General features: G+C 45.4%; 16 protein-coding genes. 6 read left to right on the top strand and 10 right to left on the bottom strand.

Features of this window, described 5'->3' with window-relative positions; genetic code table 11:
- Positions 1–32 precede the first annotated feature (32 nt).
- From AB4486_RS04925 to AB4486_RS04890, 8 genes are all read right to left on the bottom strand, one after another.
- The gene (locus tag AB4486_RS04925) at positions 33–1,028 is read right to left on the bottom strand and encodes an ABC transporter ATP-binding protein (protein WP_017063264.1); all 996 of its coding nucleotides are present in this window, start codon (positions 1,026–1,028) and stop codon (positions 33–35) included.
- Positions 1,029–1,102: 74 nt separating this feature from the next.
- Positions 1,103–2,086: an ABC transporter ATP-binding protein gene (locus AB4486_RS04920; protein WP_017063265.1), complete on the bottom strand. Its 984-nt coding sequence runs from the start codon at positions 2,084–2,086 to the stop codon at positions 1,103–1,105.
- A 2-nt stretch (positions 2,087–2,088) separates the two neighbouring features.
- Positions 2,089–3,114 (bottom strand): ABC transporter permease, encoded by a 1,026-nt coding sequence (locus AB4486_RS04915; protein ID WP_372116603.1) that lies wholly within the window; start codon positions 3,112–3,114, stop codon positions 2,089–2,091.
- A 2-nt stretch (positions 3,115–3,116) separates the two neighbouring features.
- On the bottom strand, positions 3,117–4,103 hold the full coding sequence (locus tag AB4486_RS04910) for an ABC transporter permease (RefSeq protein WP_017059409.1): 987 nt from the start codon (positions 4,101–4,103) through the stop codon (positions 3,117–3,119).
- Between the two features lie 169 nt (positions 4,104–4,272).
- Positions 4,273–5,955 carry an ABC transporter substrate-binding protein gene (locus AB4486_RS04905; RefSeq protein WP_017056650.1) on the bottom strand — a complete coding sequence of 561 codons (1,683 nt, stop codon included), beginning with the start codon at positions 5,953–5,955 and terminating at the stop codon, positions 4,273–4,275.
- Positions 5,956–6,654: 699 nt separating this feature from the next.
- Positions 6,655–10,044 (bottom strand): response regulator, encoded by a 3,390-nt coding sequence (locus AB4486_RS04900; protein ID WP_017063266.1) that lies wholly within the window; start codon positions 10,042–10,044, stop codon positions 6,655–6,657.
- Positions 10,045–10,260: 216 nt separating this feature from the next.
- A complete protein-coding gene (gene rsmC, locus AB4486_RS04895; protein ID WP_372116601.1) occupies positions 10,261–11,283 on the bottom strand; it encodes a 16S rRNA (guanine(1207)-N(2))-methyltransferase RsmC in 1,023 nt (340 codons plus the stop codon).
- A 110-nt stretch (positions 11,284–11,393) separates the two neighbouring features.
- Positions 11,394–12,479 carry an AI-2E family transporter gene (locus AB4486_RS04890; RefSeq protein WP_017059406.1) on the bottom strand — a complete coding sequence of 362 codons (1,086 nt, stop codon included), beginning with the start codon at positions 12,477–12,479 and terminating at the stop codon, positions 11,394–11,396.
- 76 nt (positions 12,480–12,555) lie between these two features.
- On the opposite strand from AB4486_RS04890, the gene AB4486_RS04885 reads away from it, so the two are divergent.
- Positions 12,556–12,681, top strand: coding sequence for a hypothetical protein (locus AB4486_RS04885; protein WP_004734537.1), 126 nt, complete (start codon positions 12,556–12,558; stop codon positions 12,679–12,681).
- Positions 12,682–12,822: 141 nt separating this feature from the next.
- Here AB4486_RS04885 and hemL read toward each other — a convergent pair whose 3' ends face one another.
- Positions 12,823–14,118 (bottom strand): glutamate-1-semialdehyde 2,1-aminomutase, encoded by a 1,296-nt coding sequence (gene hemL, locus AB4486_RS04880; RefSeq protein WP_010436060.1) that lies wholly within the window; start codon positions 14,116–14,118, stop codon positions 12,823–12,825.
- Between the two features lie 296 nt (positions 14,119–14,414).
- Here hemL and erpA point away from each other — a divergent pair, with 296 nt between their 5' ends.
- From erpA to AB4486_RS04865, 3 genes are all read left to right on the top strand, one after another.
- Positions 14,415–14,756: an iron-sulfur cluster insertion protein ErpA gene (gene erpA, locus AB4486_RS04875; RefSeq protein ID WP_004734539.1), complete on the top strand. Its 342-nt coding sequence runs from the start codon at positions 14,415–14,417 to the stop codon at positions 14,754–14,756.
- A 271-nt stretch (positions 14,757–15,027) separates the two neighbouring features.
- Positions 15,028–16,152, top strand: a complete 1,125-nt coding sequence (locus tag AB4486_RS04870) for an efflux RND transporter periplasmic adaptor subunit (RefSeq protein ID WP_372116599.1) — start codon at positions 15,028–15,030, stop codon at positions 16,150–16,152.
- A gap of 10 nt (positions 16,153–16,162) precedes the next feature.
- Entirely contained in the window at positions 16,163–19,255 is a 3,093-nt protein-coding gene (locus tag AB4486_RS04865) for an efflux RND transporter permease subunit (protein ID WP_372099992.1), read from the top strand.
- An 84-nt stretch (positions 19,256–19,339) separates the two neighbouring features.
- On the opposite strand, the gene AB4486_RS04860 is transcribed toward AB4486_RS04865, so the two are convergent.
- Positions 19,340–20,629, bottom strand: coding sequence for a peptidoglycan DD-metalloendopeptidase family protein (locus tag AB4486_RS04860; RefSeq protein WP_065584911.1), 1,290 nt, complete (start codon positions 20,627–20,629; stop codon positions 19,340–19,342).
- Between the two features lie 129 nt (positions 20,630–20,758).
- Between AB4486_RS04860 and tyrS the strand changes: the two genes are divergently transcribed.
- Both tyrS and AB4486_RS04850 read left to right on the top strand, forming a co-directional pair.
- Positions 20,759–21,946 (top strand): tyrosine--tRNA ligase, encoded by a 1,188-nt coding sequence (gene tyrS, locus AB4486_RS04855; RefSeq protein WP_017059402.1) that lies wholly within the window; start codon positions 20,759–20,761, stop codon positions 21,944–21,946.
- Between the two features lie 395 nt (positions 21,947–22,341).
- On the top strand, positions 22,342–23,187 hold the full coding sequence (locus tag AB4486_RS04850) for a magnesium transporter (protein ID WP_102428941.1): 846 nt from the start codon (positions 22,342–22,344) through the stop codon (positions 23,185–23,187).
- Positions 23,188–23,242: the final 55 nt, after the last annotated feature.

The raw sequence follows: 23,242 nt of genomic DNA, 5'->3' as shown, positions 1-23,242 counted from the left end.
GGGTCCGAAGACCCTAACTTGGGTTTTATTGCTTAGCTTTCGTGTAGGTAACAGCGCACAAAGTGGTTATCAGCGAGCTGCGTAACCCCTGGTAGCTGCTCTTTGCACTTATCCATTGCGTGAGTACATCGGCCTGCAAATGGGCAGCCTGCTGATACTGGTGTCCACAGAGGAATCTCACCTTTGTTGCCTGCAAGTTGCTCGTGGATCGACTTCTTAGGATCTGGAACGGCCGAAACAAGCAATTGGGTGTATGGGTGCTGAGGGTTAGCAATCACGTCATCGGTATCGCCCCATTCCACCATGTGTCCCACGTACATCACCGAAAGGTCTTCAGCGATGTAACGAGCGGTTGCGATATCGTGAGTGATGTAAAGCAGAGACATTTGCTTCTCGAACTTCATCTCTTCCATCAGGTTCAAAACACCGGCACGAATCGATACATCAAGCATTGAAGTTGGCTCATCGGCTAGTACAACTTCGGCACCTACCGCGATGTTGCGGGCTAGGTTGACACGTTGACGTTGGCCGCCAGACAGTTGGTGAGGGTACTTCTTCGCCGTCTCTTTTGGTGGGATCAGGCCCACTTGCTCTAAAAGATCGTAAACACGTTCTTCTAGTTCTCTCTTATTGCCCGGGGTTACCTTCTTGTGGATCAACAGTGGTCGAGCAATGTGGTGGAAGATATTGTGTGTTGGGTTCAATGAACCAAACGGGTCTTGCCATACCATCTGCACGCCTTCACGGTAGTGCATAAGATCTTTTCTGCTTGAGATCTCTTGGATATCACGACCTTTGTATTCGATCGTGCCGCCTGAAGGTGCGTACATTTTTGCGATCATTTTTGCGGTTGTTGATTTGCCTGAACCAGACTCACCAACCACTGCTAGGCCACGGCTTTTGTACATCTTGAATGACACGTCGTTAATCGCACGCATCATTGGGGTTTGAATGGTGGTACTGCTTATTGGGAAGTCTTTTACGACATTCTTGCCTTCTACCAATAATTGACCGAAATCTTTGCTCATAATTGTCTCCAGAATCCTTATTCGCTTTGCTTGTTTTTAGGCGGTCGAGCCGCCTTGTTCGTTATTCACGCAAGCTATAGCTTCCTTTGTACTATTGGGTCACCGTACAGGTGGCAGTTAGACAAATGTCCCGGGTCGATAGAACGCAGCTTGGTTGGCACCTTGGTACACTTTTCATGTACACGGTCACAACGAGCTTGGAAACGACACCCTTCAGGGATCTCTAACAGGTTCAGAGGGTTACCCGGAATACCTGCTAACTTTGTCTTTGGCCCTGTCAGTGGAGGGAAAGAACTTCCCAGCCCTTTGGTGTAAGGGTGGTAAGGGTTTTCTAGAATATCTTGAGAGTTAGCCACTTCGATTAGCTCACCTGAGTACATGATGCCGATGCGGTCAGAGAACTCGACCATCAATGACAAGTCATGGGTGATGAACAGAATTGAGAAGCCAAATTCTTCTTTTAGTGCATAGATCTTTTGTAGGATTTCGCGTTGCACAACCACATCAAGTGCGGTTGTCGGCTCATCCATAATGATCAGCTTTGGATTCAGTGCTAACGCGATAGCAATAACCAAGCGCTGACGCATGCCGCCAGAGAATTGGTGAGGATAGTCACTCAATCGGCTCGGGTGAATATCGACGATTTCAAGTAGACCTTCAGCACGCTGCTTAGCTTGCTCGCGAGTCATGTTGGTGTGACGCATGATTACGTCACAGAACTGCTCTTCCATCGGTAGTACTGGGTTGAGTGCGTTCATCGCGCTCTGGAATACCATCGACATCTCACTCCAACGGAACGACTGCATACGGTCATCACTGTATTCAAGGATGTTCTCACCGTTGAAGATAACCTCACCACCACTGATGTAAGCGGGCGGCTTATGAAGACGCATAAGAGAGAAAGCGACCGTTGATTTACCACAGCCAGATTCACCAGCTAGGCCGAAGACTTCACCTGGAGCGATGTCGAAACTTACGTTGTTACACGCACGAACATCGCCAGACTCTGTGATGTAATCCACGCATAAGTTGCGGATAGAAATTAGTGGTTCAGACATGATTATTTATCTCCGCTCCAAAGTGCATTTTGTGGTGGTAGTTCTGGTTCACGTTCTTCTTTGTCTTGAGCTGCTAGTTTCTTCCAACGCTTCATGCCTTTGTGAGAACGCAGTTGCGGGTTAGCAATTTCATCGACCGCGAAGTTAAGTAGAGCAAGGCCAGTTACAAGTAGTGTCAGTGCGATACAAGGAGCCAGCAGTTCCCACCAAGCGCCAATCAGCATTGATGAAGAGGTTTGAACGTTGTAAAGCATGATGCCCCAGCTGATTGTGTTCGGGTCACCAAGACCTAGGAACGAGATGGTTGCTTCCATCATGATTGCGTACATCACCGAACCGATGAAGCTTGCGCCAACGATAGAGATAAGGTTTGGCAGAATCTCTACGAAGATGATGCGGAATGAAGATTCACCCAAAACTTCAGCGGCTTTTACAAACTCTTTTTCACGCAGTGCTAAGGTTTGGGAGCGAACAACACGGGCACCCCAAGCCCAAGACATAAAGCCGATAACCAAGGTTATGGTGAGTGGCCCTGCCTCACCGATAAAGGCTGCTACTACGAACAGTAATGGGTATTGAGGGATTACCAGCATGATGTTCATTGCGGCTGTTAGAACGTCATCGACACGGCCACCGAAGTAACCTGCAGAAACACCAATAACAGTTGCGAGTAAACATACGGTTAGACCCGCACCAAAACCTACAGCAAGAGATACGCGTGCGCCGTATACCACTTGAGACCAAACGTCACGACCCATACGAGTTGTACCTAGTACGTGGTCTGCCTTTTTAGACATGATCAATGTACGACGGTCGTCTGCTAGATTTTGAGCAACCCAGCCATCAGGGTTAGTTTGTGCAGACTTCACCACGAAACTAGGATATTCGTGTGGGTTACCTGTACGCTTGTCTGGTACATGTTTGGTGATTAATGGAGCTGCAATCGCGCCAAGAATAAAAATACTTAGGATGATGACGCCTGTTAGGGCCATCGGGTTACGCCAAATGAGTTTTAAAAAGTCTTTCATGATTATTTACCACCCTTACGAAGACGAGGGTCAAGAACAACGTAAAGCATGTCTGCAACTAGGTTAAAGAACAGCATGAATAGCGTCATGATAAGCAGCTGACCTTGCAGTACTTGGTAGTCACGAGCGTTAATTGCGTTGAAAAGTACGCTGCCAAGACCTGGGTAGTTAAAGATGATTTCGATAATTAACTGACCGCCGATTGCCATACCTAGCGACATTGACAGGGCTGTCACACTAGGTAGCATCGCGTTACGAGCTGCGTAGTTGAATACCACTCGGTTTTCGCTCAGGCCTTTGCCTTTCGCCATGGTGATGTAGTCTTCGGCTAATAGGTTGATCATGTTGTTACGCATGTTTACTAGGAAGCCACCAATTTGAACAACAGAAGCACAGAACAGTGGTAAGAAGGCGTGGTAAGCGACATCTTTAATGAATGCCCAGCTTGTCCAATCAGGTATAGTACCAGCGGTGTAGGCATACCCTGTTGGGAACCACTTCAAGCCAATTGCAAAGGTAAATAGTGCAATCATCGCGATAACAACTTGAGGAACGGCTTGTAGAATCAGCATCCCTGGCGTTACGAAGGCATCGTACTTACTGCCGCGTTTCCACGCTGCGAAAATACCTAGGATTGAACCAATCGAGAAAGAAAGAATAACTGCGGTGCCGGCTAAGAAAAGCGACCAACCGAATGCTCCACCCAACAGTGTGTTTACAGAAAGTGGGTAGAATTGAATTGATGTACCAAGTTCCCAGCTAAGAATGTTCTTCATGTACGCCACGTATTGAACTAAGTAGCCACCATCAACGAAGCCTAATAGTTCTTTCATTGCAGCAATACGCTCTGGAGTAACTTGTACAGAAGCGTTCGCAAACATCATGGTAACTGGGTCACCAGGCATTGCTCTTGGAATAATAAAGTTTAACGTCGCAGCAACTAATAGCGCGACAAAATAAAATGACAAACGTCTTAAAAAATAACCCATAACTCACACCTTACTCACCCAGATTGTTTCCCTGTTTCTGGATTCAGGTCGCTCCTAGCGAAATTTGGAACGAAAAATCCCCTGACGACTAGCGCCATACTTTCAATTGAGAGTGTGGGGATTTTTATAAGCGGCGTAAGAGGTTACGCCGCAAGGATTGAACGATTACTTATTTAACTGGTTTTAGGTCCAGTACATGAAGTAGACGCTCTGGAATACCAGCCCAAATGTTTGGACGGCCTTTTGGATTTTCTTCGTTCCACCAACCAGTGAAGCGAGTTGTGTTGTATTGGTACATGTAAGCACCAGACATCACAGGGATTGTCACTTGGTCTGCAGCGATGATTTGCTGGATACCGTGTGCAATGTCTAGCTGCTCGTTCTTATCAGCTGTTTTGTAGAAGCTGTTTAGAAGACCATCTAGCTTGTCGTTTTTGTAGAAGTGCATTGCGAAACGAGGCATACCATCACCAGATTGTAGTGATGAGTTGTAAGCACTGTTCCAGTACGTGTATGGATCCGCACCGTGGAAGTAGTTTGTGTATGCTACGTCGTATGTACCTTCAAGCATTGCTTGGTTGTAAACAGAGAAGTCAGGTGTACGAGCTTTTGCTTTAATACCGATTTCGTTTAGCTGTTCTACCGCTAGTTGAACTGTGTTGTTGAAGTCAGTCCAGCCGTTTGGCGATTGAATCATTAGTTCGAAAGACTTGCCTGATGGAGTGTCAACAAAACCATCTTTGTTTACATCTTTGAAGCCAGCGTCAGCAAGAAGCTTCTTCGCGCCTTCAGCGTTGTAAGTGTTGAAGCCTTTGTACTTGTCATGAGTTTTTTCATCAGACCAAGCTTCAAACGCGTAGCCAAGACCCGATGCGAAATCGTTTACAGTACCGCCACCGTAGAATGCGATGTCGATGATAGTTTGACGGTCAAGAGCCATAGAGAAAGCACGACGGAAGTCAACGTTGCTCAATGCTTCATGCTTCGCAGCATCAGGGTGCTTGAAGTTAACGATGAATGCCTGTGTACCTGCTGGCGGGTACCAGTAGTGGTGTTTAGGGCTAGCTGCTGCGTATGTACGATCGATATCTGGAACGAAAGAAGACGTCCAGTCCATTTCACTGTTTACAACTTTACCTAGGAATTGGTCGTTGTTCGCAATTTGTGGAACACGTAGACAGTCAACATCTAGGTTGTCTGCATCCCAGTAGTTCGGGTTTGCACACTGGATGTATAGCTGCGCTGTAAACGTATCGATTTCTGTAAATGGACCAGAACCTACCGGGTTCTCATTGGTAAACGTTGATGGATCTTTAACGTCTTTCCAGATGTGCTTAGGTACTACAGGTACTTTAGCAATCTCGTAAGGTACGTTTGAGTTTGCTTCTGTTAGTGTGAACTTAACTTGGTTGTCGTTCAGTTTTTCTACAGAAGTTACCCAAGAGTTGATACCAGATTGGTCAAGCTCTGGCTTCTCTTTTACAAGGTTGAAAGAAAAAACAACATCATCAGCAGAGAAAGTTTCTCCGTCTGACCATTTAACACCCTTACGAATGTCGAAAACAACGCTCATCAGATCATCTGACATCTTGAAGTTTTCAGCTAGACGGAACACTGGAGTGTTACCGTGCATTTCGTTAAATACTACTAGCGGTTCATACATGAAGTCAGTTGTAGTATGTAGGTTAGTAGCACCAAGGTACGGGTTAAAGTTACGTACGAATGTAGTGTACTCTTTCGGGTGAACGGTCAGTTCACTGCGTTCTGCAGCGGTTGCTACTGATGCAAAACCTGTTGTAGCAGTTGCAATAATTGCTGTTGCTATTGCTGTTTTTTTTATATTGGCAAGCATAGCTGTTCCTTACTATTTGCTTTCATTTCACTAATGGATTGAATGTTATCTGTCGCTAAATTGTTTAGTAGATACACACTCTGGTTAAAGGCCTACCTCTTCTTCGTTGCTCCAGATTCATCGTTGATCTGAGAAGTGGTAAGAGTGGCCTGTAGGCCTTTGGCAGGAGTAAGAAAACACCTTATCGATGAATTAATCAAACTCGTTTCCCGTCAAAAACGTTAAAAATACACAACCCCACGTCATTAACGTCAAAATAGGTTGCTTTGGTGGTTTTTTGTGCGTAATTGTTAAGGTGATGTGACTCGCATTTGGTTTTGAGGTTATTGCTAGTTGTAAGTGGTCACTAACTTTAAAGGCTTTTTATTATAATGCTTTACCCTACGTTGGTATAATTGTAGATCTCGGTCACTTGCCAGTTTTACGTTAAATTTCCCTAGAAAATTAAATCTGCCGTTCTGTTGTGACTCGCTTCTCAAACTGCAACAAAGAGTCAGATATGATTGAGAATAGAACGAAAAGTACTGACGGTTACGAGCTCACACTGTACGTAATTGGCGTGAATTCCTCCTTGTTTAAGGGCGTAAAAAAAGTGCGTTGCAAGCTATGGGATTCTACTTTTTGTGATTATTAGGCGTACAAAAAAGCCCACGCTAGGTGGGCTCCATTATTCAAAGTATCGTGATGTTGGTTCAGGGATTAACTGGTCAGTAGTTTCTGAAGTTTATCTCTTAGCATCTCAATATGGGTTCTTTCTGGCGTCTGTTCTTTACAGTGTTCCAGTATGAATTCGATTGAGCTCAGTACCGTTCGCCAGCGAGGGGTTTTCGGTAGGGTTTCTACGCGTAGGTATTTGTCTAGCGTTCGAGTTTGCAGCGTACTGCGGTCTAAGTAGACGCGCCACAAGCCACTCTTCTCGGCGAAAGCAAACTTGGTTTCACCAGTCACCGATTCCCAGTAGATGATGGCATTCGTCATCGCATCGACCAGTACCTCACGCATTAACTCTTGCTTGTTTTTACCTTCACCGGTTGCCTTGTCAGCAAGACGAGTAAATTCTCCGCCAAGCTCTTTCAGCTGCTGTAACTTATCTTTGTCGCCTTCAAAGGCATAACTAGAGAGAGCCTCAACCGCCGTTTCAAGGTTATTGATTCGGTTTGAGTTAACACCACCACCTACATTAAAGATATACATGGTGTCGAGCCCTGAGCCTTCAGGCAGCTTAAGGATGTCACTTGGTATGCGCTGACGTGTGTCATCTATATAGATATCAATGTCACCGCAGTAGTGGGCTTGTTCTACCTTAAGGTATTTAGGTGCAATGATCTCGTCAGCCATTGAGCGTTTGAGTTGTTCTTGTCCGCGTCTGAATAGCTTCGCCGCAGCTTCGTTAGCAAAGCGAATACGTTGGTCGTCACGAATACAGATGATGGCTTCAGGTGCCGATTCTAGTTGCTCTAATAAGCGGCCTTGAGTTTCTAACAAGTTAGCCTCAACCATCGCTCTATGTTTGAGCTCGAGTTGCAGTTGGTCGTTTTCAAGGCGTCTTTGTTCAGCTTTGCTTGCTGATAGATGTGCTGTAATTCGAGCCGCTAGTTCTTGTTTGTTGAACGGTTTAGACAAGTAGTCATTGGCGCCAGCTTCGAAACCTCGAACACGGTCTTCTGCTTGGTTGAGTGCCGTTAGCATGATGATTGGCAACTGAGCATGATCGTATTGCTTACGCAGTGCTTCACAAACCTGATAGCCGCTCATTCCTGGCATCATTATGTCGAGCAGAAGCAGCTCTGGCTTCTCTTTCTCAATCAGTTCAATGGTTTCAGGGCCATCACATGCAGTACGTACTCGATAACCTTCTAACTTCAAGAAGCTGTCTAATACTCGCAGGTTAACCGGCTCATCATCGGCGATAACCAATAACGGGCCATCTGGGTTTTCACTGATAACACTATTTTCTTGTTGGCTGTTATCAATTAAATCAGGCGCTTGGAAGTGCGAGTAGTGACCTGATTCGTTGTAACTGTCCAGCTCATCTTGAGTAGCTAGGGGCAGGGTAAAGCTAAACGTAGTGCCGAGCATTGGTTGGCTACTAACGTACAGTGAACCGCCCATTAGCTCGATCAACTGACGACTGATCGATAATCCAAGCCCTGCACCTTGGCGGTAGTTACTCGCATCTTGGCCTGCTTGAATCAATGGCTCAAAGATGTGCTCAAGGTACTCGGCCGGTATACCTTGGCCAGTATCGACAACTTGTACACGAATGTTGTCATCGATAACGCTGGCAGAGATAACAATTTTACCTTCTGAGGTGTACTTGATGGCATTGCCGACCAAGTTATACATCACTTGCTCAAGTCGTTGAGGATCCGATGAAACCAGACCTAAATCACTTGGGACTTGGTTAATAATACGGATTGGCTTATTGCCCAATAGGTGATGAGACAACTCTAGGACCAAGCTGGTGGCTGCCGACAAATCAACGGCTGATTTCTTAATATCTAAGCTGCCATAGCGCATCTTGTGATAATCAAGCAGATCATCAACCAAGGTCGCCAATCTCTGACCGCTATTGATGATGATATCCAACTGATATTTCTGATTAGCAGGAATAGGGCCGTTAGCTCCAGATATCAACGCTTCAGCGATACCCACCATGCCATGCAGTGGTGTTCTCAATTCATGTGAAGTAGTCGCTAAGAACTCATCTTTGAGTTTATTTGCCAGTTGTAACTCTTCGTTTTGCTTTTGAATGGTCTTAAGGTTGTCCTCAAGCTCATCGTTTTGGCTTTTGATGAGCTGCATTTTTTCACGAATAGATCGCTGCATTCTTTCGAAGCTCACCGCGAGTCGGCCTATCTCATCTTTGCGCTCGGTATTGATCATGGTTTCATCGAGATCACCCGCCGATACTTTTTCGGCAGCCCACGTCAGTTTAAGCAGTGGGGATGTGATGAAGTTAGACAGATAGTGCGATGCAACGACTACCAGAATGATCGCCGTTAGCATCACGATCACGAAGATCTTTTCTAACTGATGAATACGGGCAAACGCCTCTTTCTCTGGCAGCTCTACGACAAGAGCCCATGTTGCGTATTTCAGCTCAATTGGCGTATATGCCGCGATGATCGCTTGATCTAGGGTGTTGTCGAAGGTGCCAACCGCTGTTTCGCCAGCCAATGCTTTATCGACAACATCTAGGCTCAAGTTGATAGATTCTTGTGAATGAGCAAGGCTACGCGGCAGGTGATCATCACCTACAAGCAGCGTTTGAATATTCGAACTCTTGTTGAGATCCGCAATCAACTTAGTAATGCCGTTGATTGGTAGCCTAAACATCGCGTAACTGTGTAGGTAGCCTTGTTGAACGATAGGTGCGCCTAGCCATGCGGTCTGTTTGCCATTCTCGTCTTTAAAGTCAGAAACGATAACCGGCGTGTAATCTTCGTTAGATTTGCGTCGGTCGGTTACGTCTTTGGCTAGTCGTTGAAAGGTAATACCTAGGTTGGAGTCCTTGTATTTTCCTGTCAGCAGATTGGTGCCGTAATCGTCATTTTTAAAGACGGAATAAGCGACGTTACCGTTGATATCAACTAAGAGAATATCGTCAAAATCAGAGCGTTTAAGCAGTTCTAGGTAAGCATTATGGTAGCGCTTGTGGAGCAGGCGATAACGCTCGCTGCCAATAAAGCTGCTGGATTCAGGGAGGATCGACGTTTTGATTTGATCGCCAGAGCCTTGAATATAGCGCTGCTGTGCATTACTGCGTGCCTCGTCAATATCTAACCCCAATCGTTGAAATGCATTGATCAAACCATAAAATCGCCCGCCACTGGCATTGGCCAATTCTGAGCGAACAAAGCCCATCACTTGGGATTCTTGAGCTTGTAGGTAATCGACAATTTGCTGCTGCTTAGTATCACGAACCGAAACAAGGTGTGAGGTGCTTTGTTCCTGGAGATCCTGACTGTGCGATTGGAGGAAAAATATCGCGATAAGTGTCACAGGGGTAATACTGAGGACAAGAAATGCCAGCATTAGGGTATTTTGAAGGCGCTTAAACTTCTGCTTACGATAGAATCTAAACATAAATTGGGTACTACTTTCCTTTGATGTACTGCTAAAAGGGGCGAAAACAAGTACAGAGAATAGAATTAACGGGTTCCAATTTAACGAAATTAACGAGTTTTTTTACTTTGACAAGTAAGTGGTATTTAAAGCGTGTGCAAAAGCTCATTTTTATAGAGTTTTGACAAAAATATGAACAGACAGCGCAGATAATGACCCTGCGCTGTGCTAGAGAGGTTATTTGTTTGCGTGATAGATCGCGAATTTAGTGGTCTTATTTAGAGTCGCGCATTTTCCAAACGCTTGTTCAATAATTGGAATGTATTTTAAGAAACTATTCGCAACAATAATCATCTCACCAGAACGCTTCAAATGCTTAGGAGCCTGAGCAAGTAAGGTCTCAGTCGCGCTGTAGCTTGTATCCAAACCAGAATGGAATGGTGGGTTACTGATGATGAATTGGTAGTCTTTTGATGTGTCGGAATAGACATCTGAGGCGAAGACATTTCCCGTTAAACCGTTCGCTTCTAACGTAGCTTGGCTTGATGCCACGGCAAATGCACTGATGTCGCACATTTCTAGATCGATATCAGGGTGACGAGATGCCATTACCGCGCCCAATACGCCTGCACCACAACCAAAATCCAGTACCTTGCCTTTCAGCTTTGGTAGAGTATCAAGTAGCAGTTGGCTACCTACATCAAATTGGCCGTGACTAAACACACCTGGAAGGCTTTTTACAGTCAGTGATTGCTCACCAATGTTAACCGTATAGGTTTTAAACCAGTCTTGCAGGTTAAAGGCTTGTGGATGCTCGAAGCATTGACCCCAGTAGAAAGAGCAACGGCGCGCTGAATCGTATTTCACGACTTTGCCGTAAGGAGCGAACATCTTCTCGATACTTTTAACACCAGAACGATTCTCGCCAACTACGACAATCTCGGTATCTTTACCTAGTTTGGCAAATAACATCGCCAACAGAAATTCCGCTTCCGCTTTAGCCTTTGGCCAGTACAACATCACTAAGTCGGCTTTAGTCTCTTCGGTAAACTCCGCACCATAAAAACGTTGGATGGTGTTGTAGCCTTCTAATTGACGGTAGTAGCTGTAATTAGAAGTAAACACAGAGACAGATTCACAATGCTTCGCTAACTCAACAGGGAACAAGTCTTCTGCCTCACCGGCAACTAAAACATGTTTGCCTTCAAAGTAGGCGAGTTGGCGTTGAGCAATCTGGCTTGGTGCAATATAAGCTGACATAGGACACTCTGTTGAATCGTTAGCAAAAAATGAGGGCGGATTTTCGCATAATCCGCCCAAAGCTTGAAGTGTTTAATACGGGTTCGCCAATCAAGTTGACGTCAAGTTCGTTAACTCTTGTCTTGCTGGTTTAAAAAGTCCTTAAACTCTTCATCGTAGATGTTGAATAGGACAATGGTAATCGCAAAAATCAATGGTCCGTAGATAAGACCAATTAGGCCAAACAGTTGAATACCACCCAATAGTGAGAAGAAGATCATCAGGGTATTCATGCCTGCACTGCCTTGCATTAGCAGCGGACGCAGAAGGTTATCAATTGAACCAACAATCGCTACACAGTAAACCGTTAGGAAAATCGCCCACGTGGTATCACCAGTTAGGAACAAGTAGGTTGCTGCTGGAATCCAGATTAATGCGGTACCCACAACTGGGATGAAAGAGGCAAAGCCCATCATAGTACCCCAAAATAGACCTGGGAAACCGGCAATCCACATACCTAAACCGCCGGCAAAACCTTGCGCTATTGCGGTTAAGAATGAGCCCATTACTGCTGATTTAGATACTTGTTCTATCTCTGTTAGAAGTTTGTCTTCTTGGCTACGAGACAGCGGCAGAATATGACGAACCACACTGATGATTTTGTCATGATCTCTTAATAAGAAGAACAAAACGAACAGCATCAAGAAGAAATCCATCAAGAAATTGGTTGCGTCACCTAAGATTTTGGCACTGATACCAACTAGCTTAGAACCAAAGCTGGTCGCAAACTCACCGACTTTTTGTGCGATGGCTTGGGGCTCAATGTTGTCGAAAGGCAGGTAGTTATTCACAAATGACAGCGCTTTGACCACTAACGGATGAGCAAACAGAGTCTGAATGCCACCGTGGGTCACCCATTGGTAAGTATTCTGAGAGAACAGAGAACCTTGCTGAACAATTGCTGCGAATACTGCCAATAAAGGGATAACAATAATGAAGGTCAGTATGATACAAGACAGCAGAGAGACGATGTTTTCTTTATTCGGGAGCTTTTTTTCAAGCCACTCATGGATTGGGAACATCAATAGTGAAATGATAAAGGCCATCACGATAGAGTTAACGTATGGCTCGATAAGCAAGTAACAAGCATAAGCCGCCGCGAGTAGGGCAATGATGATCACCCAGTGGCTGGAATTGATTTTGAGTTTTTCTGACACGGTAATGGTCTCTATATTTGCGTTCTGAGTTTATAATGGCTGCAAAACAGAGAGTTAGCAATGAGGAGTTTTGATAATGGGATGCTGTAATAAAGATAAGAAATGCCAAGACGAAGAACAGCAAACAAAAAAAGAGATCCCTTGGTTCAGAATGTTCCTTGGTACCTTGATGTTGTTGGTTTTTCTTTTCTGGGAACGTTAATCGCTTTTGGTTCAGCTTTAGCCTTAGTCGACGGCTAAATAAGCTGTCATATTTTTTGGCTGGTGAGCGCGATATATAAAAAGGGCTGCATTTAATGCAGCCCTAAATTCAATCGGTTAGCGACTTATAAAGTGCTTTCGATTATTTGCTTTCAGCAGCAATGATCGCAAGAGAGCGGTCAGCAGCTTCTAGTGTTGCATCAAGTTCTTTTGAACCATGAGCAAGAGAAGTAAAGCTTGCTTCGAATGCTGAAGGTGCAAGGTAAACACCGTGATCTAACATTAGGTGGAAGAAGCGCTTGAAGCGTTCTACATCACACTTAGTTACATCTTCGTAGCACGTCACAGTTTCTTGGTCAGTGAAGAAGAAACCAAACATACCGCCAACTTGATGAACTAGCATCGGGATGCCGTGCTTGTCAGCAAGTTGCTTGAAGCCTTTTGCCAACTGCTTAGTTTTTGAAGCTAGACGCTTTTCGTTGCCTTCTTCTCGTAGAAGGTTCAAACATGCGTAGCCAGCAGCCATTGCCACAGGGTTACCTGAAAGCGTTCCTGCTTGGTAAACTGGGCCCGTTGGTGCGATGTATTGCATCACATCTTTACGGCCACCGAAAGCACCCACTGGCATGCCGCCGCCAATCACTTTACCAAGACACGTTAGGTCAGGCTTGATGTTGTAGTAAGCCTGAGCACAACCTTCAGCAACGCGGAAACCTGTCATTACTTCATCAAAGATTAGCAATGCACCTTCTTGGTCACAGATTTCACGTAGACCTTCGTGGAAGCCTTCGACAGGAGGGATACAGTTCATGTTGCCCGCTACTGGCTCTACGATGATACAAGCGATCTCGCCTTTGTTTGCTGCGAAGATTTCACGAACTGAATCTAGATTATTGAAGGTTGCTGTTAGTGTTAGTTTCGCAAAATCAGCTGGTACGCCAGGAGAGCTTGGTTGACCTAAAGTCAGTGCACCAGAACCTGCTTTTACAAGTAGGCTGTCTGCGTGGCCGTGGTAGCAGCCTTCAAACTTAAGAATTTTGTCACGACCAGTGAAACCACGAGCTAGACGAATCGCACTCATTGTTGCTTCTGTACCTGAGCTCACCATACGTAGCTGTTCCATCGATGGAACCATCTCAGATACAAGTTCAGCCATTTTGATTTCAGTTTCGGTTGGAGCACCGAAGCTAAGGCCGCGTTGAGCTGCTGCAATCACAGCATCACGAATAACAGCGTGGTTGTGACCAAGGATCATTGGACCCCAAGAGCCAACGTAGTCGATATACGCTTTACCATCAGCATCAAAAATAAGTGGGCCGTCAGCGCGTTCAACGAAGATTGGAGAACCACCTACGCCATTGAATGCACGAACTGGAGAGTTTACGCCACCAGGAATAGTTTGCTGTGCTTTTTCGTATAGCTCTGCTGATTTGGTCATTGATATATCCTCTTTTGACTGTCGGACCAATTGGCACGCATTGTACCTATCCACAATCCAAGTAGGAATGCTTTCGCCCAGATAATCACCCGAATCTGGTTGTTTTGTGTGGTTACACGTTTTAATTGTTAGATATTAGCGAGTTTACAGCAGTAAAAGGACCGATCCGGTGGTGAATACTTGAACGTTTCAGTCAGGTATTAGATAATCATCAGAATATAAGAAAATACTCAACAACTATGGTCTCGAATTAGATTTGTATCATGTTGTTTTTGACACAGGTAAGAGAGGTTGTCGTGAGCGAAGTAAATATCCCATTGTCTTTTTCTGATGCAGCAGCTACCCGCGTACAAACGCTAATTGCTGAAGAAGAAAACCCAGAACTAAAACTACGTGTATACATTACAGGTGGTGGTTGTAGTGGCTTCCAATACGGCTTCACATTTGATGAAAAAGTAAATGATGGCGACACTACGATTGTAAACAGCGGTGTAACGCTGGTTGTTGATCCAATGAGCCTACAATACCTAATGGGCGGCATGGTTGATTACACTGAAGGCCTAGAAGGCGCACGCTTCTTTGTGAACAACCCGAACGCTACAACAACATGTGGTTGTGGCGCATCATTCAGCGTATAGCATGAGTTGAAAATAGCTTGAGCTCAAAGCTGTATTAGATACATTTCAAACGCCGAACTTATGTTCGGCGTTTTTGTTTTTACTTAGTAACTTATTACTTTTCAAAGCATTCCTCTCATTTTTAGTACACGGCATATTTTTTAAACTGTCGATAGCGTCCAACTTCGTTGAGGATTGGTCTGTTAAGGTTACCTTTGTGCATAAGGAAGTTGCACATCACGCTATTAAGCCAACTAGCGCGCCTGAATGACATCGGACAAAAGGATTTGTTATGCCCACTCTATTTTCTAACTCACCACTTTTTCAGAAATTGAAGCAGCCGTGGCTGGTTTCTCTGACTCTAGTCGTGTTGTTGTCGATCTGGCTTGGTTTAGGCGTAGGGCAAGCAGAAGAGTCACCTGAAAAAAAGGCAACAGAAATTCCGCTGGCTAAGGTTTCCTTTCAAACCTTCACCTCATCACCGACCTTTAAAACGATTGATCTCTATGGAAGAACGGCGCCCGATAGGCATGCTCGTCTAGGTGCAGAAGTCGCGGGTAAGATTGTCAGATTGAATGTTGTTAAGGGGGGGATGGTTAAAGCAGGACAAGCCATTGCCCAGATAGATAAGGGTGATTTAGAGATTCAACTAGAGCGAGCATCTGCGTTATATCGCTTGAAGCAGAAAGAGTTCAAAGCGGCGCAGTCACTGAAGAAAAGAGGACTGCAAGGTGAAATCGCCTACACCACAGCTGAGGCTTCATTAACAGAATCAAAAGCCATGATGCGCAATGCGGAATTGGCTTTAAAGAATACTGTGATTACTTCGCCTTTTTCGGGTGTGGTTCAAGATTTGATGGTGGAGCTCGGTGATTTCGTTAGTGTTGGCGATCCTGTTGCTGGCGTGATTGACCTCGATCCTTTGGTTATTGAGGCGGATGTCAGTGAGCGTCATATCCAACATTTGCTAGTCAATCAATCTGCTTTGGTTCGTTTGTTAGGGCGAGAAGAAGCGGAAGGCCGTTTACGCTATGTTTCTCGTATCTCTTCTGTTGCTACTAATACCTTCCCAATCGAGATAGAAATCGATAACTCTAAAGGCCTATTACCAGCAGGTGTCAGTGCCGAAGTTAAACTCAACCTAGAAACAAGAGATGCAATAAAGATAACACCGGCGATGCTAGCATTGGATGAGGCGGGTAACCTAGGGGTCAAAACCTTGGTTTCAGTCGATGACTCACCAACGGTGAAGTTTGTAGGCATTCAGCTAGTAAAGGCCGAACAAGATGGAGTGTGGCTCACGGGGCTAGGTCAACGCGTCGATATCATCACAGTAGGCCAAGGGTTTGTGCGTGATGGTGATTCGGTGATTGCTGTTGAGCAAGTCGCTGAACTCTCTAACGTAACCGCAGAGTAGGAGATAACCGATGTATTCAATTATTGATGCAGCCTTGTCTCGTGCTCGAACAATGCTCTCCCTTTTAGCGTTAATCCTTGTAGCCGGTGTCGTCACCTATATCACGATACCTAAGGAATCGAGCCCAGACATTACCATCCCAATTATCTATGTTTCGGTCGGGCACCAAGGGATCTCGCCAACGGATGCAGAACGTTTATTGGTTCGACCTATTGAGCAAGAGCTGAGGTCGATTGAAGGCGTAAAAGAGATGACAGCAACCGCAGCAGAAGGGCATGCCTCTGTTGTGTTGGAGTTTAATGTTGGCGTCGATCTCACCAAAGCAATGGCCGATGTGCGTGACGCGGTTGATCTGGCTAAACCAAAACTACCAGAAGACAGTGACGAACCGACCGTAAATGAGGTGACGCTGGCTTCTGAGCAACCTGTTTTGTCTGTTGTGCTATTCGGTACCGTTCCTGAGCGCACCATAGTGCAAATTGCCCGAGAGCTTGGAGACAAATTAGAAAGCTATCGCCAAATCCTTGAAGTCGATATTGCGGGCGATCGCGCTGACATCGTCGAGATCATTGTCGATCCGTTATTGATGGAGAGCTACAGCTTAGATCAAGCGGATATCTATAATCTGATCGCTCTGAACAATCGAGTGGTGGCCGCAGGTTTTGTTGATACTGGCTACGGACGTTTTTCTGTCAAAGTCCCTTCGGTATTTAACTCCTTAAAAGACGTGCTTGAGTTGCCTATTAAAGTGGATGGCAAGCAGGTGGTCACTTTTGGCGATGTCGCTACGGTTCGTCGAGCGTTTCGAGATCCTGAAAGTTTTGCTCGTTTAGATGGCAAATCTGCGGTGGTGTTGGATATCAAGAAGCGTGCAGGTGAGAACATCATCGAAACCGTTGAGCTAGTCAAAGCGGTAATGGCTGGTGCTCAGCAGCAAGCGGAATGGCCAAATAACCTGTTGGTCAAATACACCTGGGATGAATCTAAAGATGTGAAGATCATGCTTAATGATCTGCAAAACAATATCTTATCCGCCATTATTCTGGTGGTGATCGTTATCATCGCGATTCTTGGTGTGCGTACCGCTTTGTTAGTGGGTATTTCCATTCCAGGCTCATTCCTAACCGGGTTATTGGTTCTTTCGGTGTTTGGCTTAACCGTCAACATCGTAGTGCTGTTCTCTCTGATTATGGCGGTGGGGATGCTAGTAGACGGTGCGATTGTGGTGACCGAATTTGCAGACAGGCGAATGCAAGAGGGTGAAGGGCGCAAAGCCGCTTACCGAGATGCAGCGAAACGGATGGCGTGGCCGATAACCGCATCGACTGCCACAACCTTAGCCGCATTTGCTCCGTTACTGTTTTGGCCTGATGTGACGGGCGAATTTATGAAGTTCTTACCACTAACTCTGATCGCGACTTTAACTGCATCATTGATCATGGCGTTGTTGTTTGTGCCCGTGCTGGGCGGTTTGATTGGCAAACCTCAATACGTATCGTCTAAAAGCCAAGCTCGAATGGTCGCACTGCATAATGGTGACTTTTCACAGGCTACTGGTTTAACCAAGGCTTACTACCACACGCTTTCTTTAGCGATTAAACACCCCTTTAAGATTTTGTTCAGTGCGGCACTGCTCGCGGTTGCAGTTGGTTTTACTTATTCAAAAGCGGGTCTAGGTGCAGAGTTCTTCCCAGAAGTTGATCCGCCATTCTTTAATGTCAAAGTTCGCTCGCATGGGGATCTGTCTATCCAAGAAAAGGATGACATCATGCGTGATATTGAACTGATGATGCTCAATCATGATGAGTTCGATACCGTTTACACGCGTACTGGTGGTGACGACCAGATTGGTTTGATCTCAATTACGCCTGTTGACTGGCAATATCGACGCAGCGTTAAGGCGATTATTGATGAGTTGAAGGTACAAACCGATCAATACGCTGGTGTTGAGATTGAATATAAGTTCCCTGATGCTGGGCCTCCGGTTGAAAATGACTTAGTGATTGAGCTGTCGGCAAGAACTCCAGAGCAGCTCAATCAGGCTGCAAAAATTGTGAGAGGTTGGGCTGATGGAAATAAAGCACTGACCAATATCAGCGATACTGCGAGTAAAAATGGCATCGATTGGAAGGTGGATATTCGCCGCGACGATGCTGCGCGCTTTGCAGCTGATGCGACCTTAGTGGGTAATACCGTTCAATTCGTGACTAATGGTCTCAAGATTGGTGATTATCTGCCCGATGACTCTTCAGAAGAGGTCGATATCTTGGTGCGCTACCCTAATGATAAGCGTGATATCGGGCGCTTCGACCAGCTTAGGGTGAAAACGCCAGCAGGTTTAGTACCTATTACTAATTTCGCTCAGATCGTTCCCGACCATAAGCAAGACACCATTAAACGCCTTGATGGCAAGCGTGTGGTGAACATCATGGCGGATATGGAAGAAGGGTATAACCTTGCTCTCGAACTACCAAAGATCGAACAAGCATTGAGTGAGCTAGGGCTGCCGAGTAGCGTGGAATTTCGCATCCGTGGTCAAAACGAAGAACAAGAAAACTCGTCAGCCTTTTTACAAAGTGCTTTCTTGGTTGCTTTGGCGGTAATGGCTTTGATTCTGATTACTCAGTTCAATAGCTTCTATCAAGCGTTTTTGATTCTGAGTGCGGTGCTGTTCTCAACGGTTGGCGTGTTCGTTGGCTTACTGATCTTCCAACGTCCGTTTGGCATCGTGATGTCGGGAATTGGGGTAATAGCGCTCGCCGGCATAGTCGTGAACAACAACATCGTGTTGATTGATACTTATAATCAGCTCATCAAAAGAGGCTTGGACAAGCGAGATGCGATTCTAAGAACCGGTGTTCAGCGTTTAAGGCCAGTAATGCTCACGACGGTTACGACTATCTTAGGTTTAATGCCGATGGTGTTAGAGATGAACATCGACCTGATTAATCAAAAGATAGAGTTTGGCGCGCCAAGTACACAATGGTGGTCACAGCTTGCGACCGCTATTGCTGGTGGTTTGGCGTTTGCCACGGTGCTGACTTTAGTATTAACCCCTTGTTTGTTAATGCTTGGACGGAACAACAAACCTGAAAAACAGTAGCTAGTTGTGGTATGTGAGCATAAAAAAGAGCGCCTTGATGGGCGCTCTTTGCATTTTTCTATTTTGCAGTGAAGCTACAAACGCCTAGTTAGTCGCTAGTAACTGACCGTATCGCTCAAGGTTTCTTAATCGAATCTCTGAGTTGGCAATAAAGGTTGCTTTTGCTTTACCAGTTAACGACTTGGATTGAGGCAATTTCACGGTACGCGCATTTTTATGTACGCCATTAACCAAGAATTCATAATGTAAGTGCGGGCCAGTCACACGGCCTGTACCGCCCAAAGTACCAATGGTTTGGCCTTGTTTTACGCGCTGACCGGTTTTCACCATACGTCGCTTCATGTGCAGGTACTTGGTGATGTAGGTGTTGCTGTGGCGGATGAACACGTAGTTACCATTGAATTGGTTGTAACCTGACTTCTGAACAATACCGTCACCGGCTGCCCAGATAGGCGTGCCAACAGGGGCTGCGTAGTCAGTACCGCGGTGAGCTCGAATCTTACCGGTTACTGGGTGTCTCCTGGTAGGGTTAAAGTTCGATGTTACGCGACGAAAATCAATTGGTGAGCGCAAGAACGCCTTCTTCATCGCACGACCATTTTCATCGAAGTAGTTGCCGCTTTTATCATCCAATACCGCGGTAAATGAATCGCCTTGGTTTTTGAATACGGCTGCCATGATCTTACCGCGACCAACTACTTCACCTTCAACCACTTTCTCTTGGTATAAGATTTTGAAGCTGTCGTTCTTACGAATATCTAACGCAAAGTCGATATCCCAACCGAAGATGCCCGCCAGTTCCATAATTTGGTTTGCGGTTAAACCTGCGCTGACGCCAGCGTTCCAGAAGTTAGAGGTGATGTTGGCTTCGGCATAATTGTATTGGTATACCACTTCTTTTTTGTCGAAACTTGATGAGAAAGAATCGCCAGATTTAGTGATCTTGAAGCTTTCAAACGCACTAAGTTGTCGTTTTAACTGAATAAGGTCGTTGTTTTCATCAAAGCCGAACTGCAAGACATCACCAGGTCTTAGGTTAGACAGCTGCTTCTTAATATCATTATTGGTATTGAGTAGCGTGATCAGCAGACGGTATGAGAGGCCAATACGTTCAAATAAAACAGAGGTGCTTTCGCCAGAGCGAACGGTGTATTTCTCCCAATTGAGCACTGCCGTCGGTGGAGCGTCACTTGAGCTAATAAGTGCAGAGGCATTGATAGTCAGTGGGTAATGTTTTCCCACAACTAAAGCGCCCGAATCGTCACGCAAACTGTTGACGTCGGGGAGTAAGAAAATCGCGACGAAAATTATGGCACTAAAAAATGCGATAAAAGCCCGGTGCAAAATAGGAAGGCGTGCAAAAATAGACAACATGTTCCGGTTCGTTCTGTAAATATTATGAAAATCGACGACGGAATAGTGTAACTGGTTTCAAAATACATCGCTATTCAAGTAAGATGTCTAATTAATGTATTTTTGCCAAATCTGTGGGAGTGAACAAGAATGGCGAGTATTGAAGCTGCACTAGCCGAGATCAAACGTGGCGTAGAAGAACTGATTCCAGAAGACGAACTGATTGCAAAACTAAAAGAAGGTCGTCCTTTACGCATTAAGCTGGGTGCCGATCCAACAGCTCCAGATATCCACCTAGGCCATACGGTTATCTTTAACAAGCTTCGTGCTTTCCAAGAGCTTGGTCATGAAGTGACATTCCTTATCGGTGATTTCACTGCAATGGTTGGTGACCCATCAGGTAAAAACTCAACACGTCCACCGCTAAGCCGCGAAGACGTATTGAAGAATGCTGAAACTTACAAAGAGCAAGTATTCAAGATTCTAGATCCTGCGAAGACGCAAATTCGTTTCAACTCTGAATGGCTATCTGAGCTTGGCGCTGAAGGCATGATTCGTCTTGCTTCTAACCAAACTGTTGCTCGTATGCTTGAGCGTGATGACTTCAAAAAGCGTTACGCTGGTGGTCAACCGATCGCAATCCACGAATTCATGTACCCACTTCTACAAGGTCACGACTCTGTTGCACTAGAGAGCGACGTTGAGCTTGGCGGTACTGACCAGAAGTTTAACCTTCTAATGGGTCGTGAACTGCAAAAAGCAGCAGGTCAAAAACCACAAGCGGTACTAATGATGCCACTACTTGTTGGTCTAGACGGTGTTAAGAAGATGTCTAAGTCTGCGCATAACTACATCGGTATTAGCGAAGCACCAAGCGAGATGTTTGGTAAGATCATGTCTATCTCTGACGATCTAATGTGGAGCTACTACGAGCTGCTGTCTTTCCGTCCTCTTGAAGAAGTTGCGGAACTGAAAGCTGGCGTTGATGCAGGTAAGAACCCGCGTGACGTTAAAGTGCTTCTTGCTAAAGAGATCATCGCTCGTTTCCACAGTGAAGCAGATGCTGAAGCCGCTGAGCAAGAGTTCGTTAACCGTTTTGCTAAGAACCAAGTTCCTGATGAAATGCCGGAGTTTGAATTCGAAGCAGGCCTGCCAATTGCGAACGTTCTAAAAGAAGCGGGTCTTGTAAACTCGACTTCTGATGCGATGCGTATGATCAAGCAAGGCGCTGCTAAGCTTGAAGGCGAGAAGATTGAAGACAGCAAATTCGTGCCTGAAGCAGGTACTGCCGTTTACCAAGTAGGTAAGCGTAAGTTTGCTCGTATTACTATTAAGTAATAATGCACATCAATAATTGAACCAAAGGCATCCACGGATGCCTTTTTTATTGACCCCTATTTATTGACAGGAATTTGACGAAGTTTTTGAACGGCTATTGCTACACTATGCGCGCTGTCAAATTGACAGTAATTCTGGAGATTTTTATGAACAATACCGACCATCCTCCTAGTTTGAATGGAGAAGAATAACCTGTCTCGGTATTGATCTATTGTCCTGCCGTTCAGGTAGGGTATCTTTGTTTTCCCCCGCATTCTTTTCCACACACTAGATTCTAACAAGTAGACACATCAGTAGCTTTCAGCTCTTGGTGCGCTTAGCTGTACGCTCTTGGTGTATTAGCTATAGGCTATTTGTTTTGATGGTCGTTACCTTTGCCAATCGGGAGATTCGCCATGACGGTAATGAACAACACTTTTTTATCTATTGAAGCTCTGTACTCAGAGCAAGACATCCAAGCTGTATCGAATGCATTTCAACAGTACGGACGTGAACAACAAATTAATCTTTTGAATCGAATGCCGCTCGAAGATGCGGTGCTAGTGCTGGGGCAATGCTCTTTGAGTACGATTCAGACTTTACTTAGTGAGCTAGAAGAGCAGGGCTTTGAGAAGCGCTCTCGACATCTAGCTCACCAACTAGGGCTGATCTACTCTGAGGTAGAACCTCAACAGGGTTACCTTTCGACTGGCGTCATGAGCCACGTCAGGCAGCGTATCGGTTGGATTATTGCGTTAGCACTATTGGGAATCGTCTCAGGGCTTATCATTGCTCAGTATGAAGACATTCTCAGTCAGTTGGTACTTTTGGCAATCTACATGCCGGTAATTGCTGCTGCTGGTGGTAACACCGGAACACAAGCAGCGACTTTGGTGATCCGAGCCTTAGCCACAGGTGAGTTGAAAAAACGCCAATGGGCTAACGTTCTATGGAAAGAGTTTAGAGTTGCTATTTGTTTAGCTTTAGCGATTGCTGTAGTGATGATTGGACGTATTTTGCTCTTTAGTGAAAACCAAGCGACAGGTGGTTATGATATCAACATGATTGCGTTAGCTATTGCGGTAGCGCTGTTTATTCAGGTGACCATATCAACCGTGCTGGGTGGCGGATTGCCGATAGTTGCTAGGCTATTTAAGCTTGATCCAGCGGTGTTAGTGAGCCCAGTGCTTGCTTCCATAGTTGATATCTCAGGAATGTGGATCTACTTCACTGTGGTTAACTCATTCCTCGGTATCGCTTAGCTCCTATAAAAATAGGCACCTATAAAAATAGCTAAATACATCTGAGAAATAAAAA

The sequence above is a fragment of the Vibrio sp. 10N.222.55.C6 genome (assembly GCF_041473395.1).
Taxonomy (GTDB): domain Bacteria; phylum Pseudomonadota; class Gammaproteobacteria; order Enterobacterales; family Vibrionaceae; genus Vibrio; species Vibrio crassostreae_C.
This window is presented reverse-complemented; position numbering and strand designations above follow the sequence as displayed.